Source organism: Candidatus Cloacimonadota bacterium (assembly GCA_011372345.1).
Taxonomy (GTDB): domain Bacteria; phylum Cloacimonadota; class Cloacimonadia; order Cloacimonadales; family TCS61; genus DRTC01.
On sequence record DRTC01000004.1, the window covers coordinates 1 to 4,632 of the forward strand.

Here is a 4,632-nt window from a genome sequence, read left to right on the forward strand (position 1 = left end):
GTATTTCAAAGTCAACGAACTGAATAAGATCTTCCGAGCAAGGATCAAAGAAAATCTGCTCGATCAGCGGTAGAATGTCAATATGTATGGACAGGAGATGATCTTCCTGCTCGATTCTGCGTATCTTTTTTATCAGAATGAAATTTATAATTTCAACCAGCCGATAATTTCCAGGAAGGGAAAATATTTAATTCCTGTCTTTTTCCTGGAAAATGTTTTACCTCAATTATATCCGAAACAGATACAATTTAATACAAATTTCATTTCTGCCGAACTTCCTATCGATAATTCCATTCATAGGATCGTTCTTGATCCCGGACATGGCGGAAAAGATCCGGGAGCTGTTGGCTACTCCAAAAAGAATTATGAAAAAGATGTTGCTCTTGCTGTTGCCAGAAAATTGAAACGGATCTTACTCGAACAGATGAGTGTCGAAGTCTATCTGACCAGAGAAAAGGATGAATTTGTATCTTTGCAGAAAAGAACGAAATTTGCCAACGAAAAAAAAGCCGACCTTTTTATCTCGATCCATTGTAATGCTGCCCGAAAGAAAACTGCGAACGGAATAGAAGTTTATTTCTTATCAACTGCCAAAACAGATGATGCTCGAGCTGTAGAAGCTTTGGAAAACGATGTTGTTTTTAAATATGAAGGTGGAGAAGAAGCTGTTAAGCAATACGATGACCTGGCATTTATTCTGGCGGATATGGCACAAAGCGAGTATCTCGAGGAAAGTTACAATCTTTCCATGCGACTTCAAAATGACCTTATTAGAACTACAGAAAGTCGTGATCGCGGAGTCAAACAGGCAAACTTTTATGTTCTGCGGGGTGCGTTCATGCCGGCTGTTCTGATCGAACTGGGATTTCTTTCCAATAAAGAAGAAGAAAAGAAATTAACAAAATCTTCTTACCAGAACAAACTTGCTCAATCCATTTACGAGAGCATCCGTGATTTCAAGAAAAAGTATGATCAACTGAATTAAAAAAAGAAATTCGGTTATTTATGTTTTGAACCGAAATCTTTTGAGTTTCAAAAGAGCCCTTTTAAGTTTCGTGAAAATTCGTTCTTTTACAATATGAACACATTCGATTATCCGGAGAACACTTATAAATCCCGATTGGACACGAAAGGATTTATTATATGAAACATCGCAGTGATTTACAGATATTCTGTCTTTTAAATAAAAAAACTGGAATAGATAATGCAGTTTGCGAAGGCAAAATTTATGAAGATGGAGTTTGAGTGAAGAAAGAAGTAATTATTATAGTTTTATTATTTTTTAGTTTGGTATTATCAGGAAGTATCAAAAATGAATTAAGAAATCCCGTTGACATGAAATATTATCCGCAGCGGGAATTTAAGGTCATCGAATATTTGAAGCAATATTTCGTGAATGAAAATTGGGAAGATTCTCTGCGTTATTACTATTCTTATGAAGATACCTTGATCCAGATAATATATCAGAAAATTAGCGATGAAACATTTGAAAATTATGGAAAGTTGTGCTACCTTTATAATGATGAAAATATTTTAACTGATGCTGTTTATTACAACTGGGAAAACGAGGATTGGATAAATTCCTACAAATATTCCTATTATTATGATAATAATGACAATATCGTCACCAATGTTTACAGTGAATGGATCGAAGAAAACTGGCTGGCAATTTATCTTGGAACTTATTCCTATGAAAATGACAACTTGATTCAGGAATTCTGGCAATATTGGGAAGATGAAGAAACGCTGGTGAATTCTCATTTGTATTCCTATTCTTACGATCAAAACGAAAATCTGATCGAGATCCATTATCAAGTTTATGAAAATGGAATTGAGCTGACAGACATTTATAAATTCGTGTATTCATATGATGATCAGCTGCACAATACCGAATTATTGTATCAAGTTTGGGAAAATGACGATTGGCAGAATTCTTATCAGTATATTTATTATTATGATGAAGATGGAAATCTAATTTATGCCGACTATCAAACCTGGCAGCGAGGTTGGTTAGATGATTCTTATGCAACTTATTCTTATGATGAGAATGGAAATCTGAGCGAACTATTGTGGCAATATTGGTATGATGATGAACTTTATAATTATTCGAAAGAATATTATACTTATGAAGATTTTTTAAGTGTCGATGAATTTGATATTCCTAAATTTCAAGTTTGGAATTTCCCAAATCCTTTTTGTTCTGAAACAACAATTTCTTTTAATGTAACACAAACATCCCCGTTTATAACTCTTGAAATATATAATATCAAAGGGCAGATAGTGAAGAAATTTTCGATTGGCGATTCTCGATTTTCGGTTGTCTGGAATGGAAAAGATGAAAAAGGAAATCAGGTTTCCCCCGGAATTTATTTATTAAAAATAAAAACGGAAAACTATCAAATCACAAAAAAAATGTTAAGGAGCAGGTAAATGAAGAAAAGCAAGGTTATTATTTTATTTCTATTTCTTTGCTTTCATCTCTTTTCGCAGGAAATGACTTTAGATTATCTCTATCGTTACAACTGCCAGGAAGATGGGATCGATCATCTGGTGACAGCAGCAATGATAAAAGAAGACAGCGTCATTGTGGGCGGATATCCGGCAATGGCTTTGCTCGATATCAATGATCTGACCGTAAACGGAACCAGCGATTACATTTTCAGGTCAGAGAATATGAATTCCCGCAATTTCTACCAAAAGGACAATTATATTTTCGTGAACCGGCACGCCAATGCAGCGGAAGGCAGTTTTGATTTTGCTGTTGTGCGTTTCGACGGAGATGTTCCGACAGTTGTTTATGAATCTGACGAGCCGGATGTTTTCTTTGAAAAAATGTGCATCGAAGGTGATTATCTTTATGTTGCTGCTCATAATCAAGGAATTTGGATCTATGATATTTCCGATCCCGAACTTCCCCTTTTTGAAGGAAATTTAACGACTGGATTTACCGATGCTTTTGCAGTTGCTGTAGAGGGAGATTCGGTTTATGTTGCTGATGGCGGAGCAGGATTAAAGATCGTTAATATCGAGAATAAAGAATTTCCTTTTATCGTTGCGGAAGAAACTTTGGAAACAGCACTCGGAACAGCGGAAGCGATAACCGTTCGAGATGGAAAAGTTTATATGACGCTCGGAGGAGAAGGGCTGGCAGTTTATGATTCTGACGATATATCTTCGCAGGAAGTTATCTCAACTTACGGATTTTCCGAAGACCTTTGCTGGATCGGAGACTATCTCGCAGTTTCGACTTATCCGGGAGTTGTTATCTACGATGTCAGCGGGAATCGAACTCCGACAGTTGCAGCGAGAGAAAATTGGAGCAGAAGAGGTTTTGATGCCGAACTTCGCATCGGCTGCGGAATTGCTGCTTCCGGTGATTCTCTGCTGATTAGTGCGAATTGGAATTACCTCGATTTTTATGAATTCAAACCAGTTGGAGAAAGCACTCAACCTGATATTAATTCAGATACTCACCGAGTGAGATTTTCTCCGTCAGGCGGAACGAAAGAAGTAACGATCACCAATAACGGTGAATTCAATTTGCAGATTTATGGAATTTCTTCGACATCTCCTCAATTCAGCGTTCCAAGTCCATCAGGGATTTTACAGCCGGGAGAAAGCAATAGTTTTGATATCGATTATACACCTTCGACTCCTCCGGGACAGGATATGGGAAGGATCTTGATCGATTGCAACGATCCGGATGAAAGTCCTTATCCGATCCAGGTTTTCGGCAGAACGGATTATCTTGATCCTGAAGAATCAGCAGATGATTTTACACTTCCGCTTATCTCCAAAGATATTCTTGGAAATTATACTCAAGATTCTTTCACTCTTTCCGATCAGGAAGGAAAAATCGTCTGGATTGGGATTTATGCATCGTGGTGACCGGCCTGTTTGCCTGCAGTTGCAGACATGCAAAACACGATCATTGAAGAATTTGAAGACGATCCGAATGTTGTTGCTGTGATCTTAAATGAAGGTGGACAGTTCGACGAGGATTTAGATTGGGTGGAAAATATCTGGGATCATTTTTATTTGAGAGGAAGCATAATCTGGGATCCGTATGATGATGTTTCCAGTCCTTTTTATGATCAGCCACACACAGGTTTGCCGTTTGGAAGATCATTCATAATTGACCAATATGGAAACGCAGTAACAACTTCATTTGGTTATAACCCTAGTGGAGTGATAGATAAAATTTATGAACTTCTCGCAGCAGATCAACCGGCAACTCCCAACAATTTCACGATCTCAATTTCCGGAAATGACATTATCCTGAATTGGGATTCGGGAAGCAGGGACGAGACTTACAATGTTTACAGTTCGACTGATCCGTATCTGGATTTTAATGATTGGAATCTGGAAGCATCCGGTATCATCAATACAACCTGGACGGATATTGGCGTTTCGAATATTAAGAAGTTTTATATTGTTACTGCTTCCGAATGATTTGATTTTTAGAGATAAAAACTTCACAAATTTTTGGAAATTTGTTTAGTTTCATAAATAGTGACTGAACGAAAATTCGATTTTCTCGCAAAAAGGAAACTTGACTTAAGACGAAGTCTTGAGTTAAGTTGACTGGCATCAGCGGATTAGAAAACTTAAATCAAGCCAGCTAAAGCAAAC

4 protein-coding genes are annotated in these 4,632 nt (G+C 37.2%); all 4 read left to right on the forward strand.

Annotated features, from left to right (window positions below; genetic code table 11):
- Nucleotides 1-82: 82 nt before the first annotated feature.
- The 4 genes from ENL20_00050 (at nt 83) to ENL20_00065 (ending at nt 4,452) form a co-directional block, all read left to right on the forward strand.
- On the forward strand, nt 83-985 hold the full coding sequence (locus ENL20_00050) for an N-acetylmuramoyl-L-alanine amidase (GenBank protein ID HHE36952.1): 903 nt from the start codon (nt 83-85) through the stop codon (nt 983-985).
- A 260-nt stretch (nt 986-1,245) separates the two neighbouring features.
- On the forward strand, nt 1,246-2,430 hold the full coding sequence (locus ENL20_00055; GenBank protein ID HHE36953.1) for a T9SS type A sorting domain-containing protein: 1,185 nt from the start codon (nt 1,246-1,248) through the stop codon (nt 2,428-2,430).
- Entirely contained in the window at nt 2,431-3,888 is a 1,458-nt protein-coding gene (locus ENL20_00060; GenBank protein ID HHE36954.1) for a hypothetical protein, read from the forward strand.
- Nucleotides 3,889-3,915: 27 nt separating this feature from the next.
- Entirely contained in the window at nt 3,916-4,452 is a 537-nt protein-coding gene (locus ENL20_00065) for a hypothetical protein (protein HHE36955.1), read from the forward strand.
- Nucleotides 4,453-4,632: the final 180 nt, after the last annotated feature.